The organism is Klebsiella sp. K47 (assembly GCF_051858335.1).
GTDB lineage: Bacteria > Pseudomonadota > Gammaproteobacteria > Enterobacterales > Enterobacteriaceae > Klebsiella > Klebsiella pneumoniae.
Genome location: NZ_JBPYUI010000473.1, coordinates 1 through 220, shown reverse-complemented (window position 1 = coordinate 220; position 220 = coordinate 1). Strand labels below are relative to the sequence as shown.

The window sequence follows — 220 nt, the reverse complement described above, 5'->3', positions numbered from 1 at the left end:
AGCTTGCTGGCGAGCTGGGGCTCGCGGGGGCCGTCGATCCTCATACCTTCCAGGAACTGCTTGCCGGGCGTGTCGCCGGTCAGCAGCTTGGCCGCCACCGTGCCAATGGGGAGATCGAGCATCATCCCGGATGGGATTTTGCCGTCAATGCTCCCAAGTCGGTGTCGATCATGGCGCTGGTGGCAGGCGATGATCGGATCATCGCGGCGCATGAGCAGGC

Annotated in this window: 1 protein-coding gene; it reads left to right on the top strand. The window is 64.5% G+C overall.

Annotated elements, in window-relative coordinates; all coding sequences use genetic code 11:
* Positions 1-220, top strand: a 220-nt coding sequence (locus tag RRF55_RS28855) for a relaxase domain-containing protein (RefSeq protein WP_439419424.1), incomplete at both ends; no start/stop codon positions are given.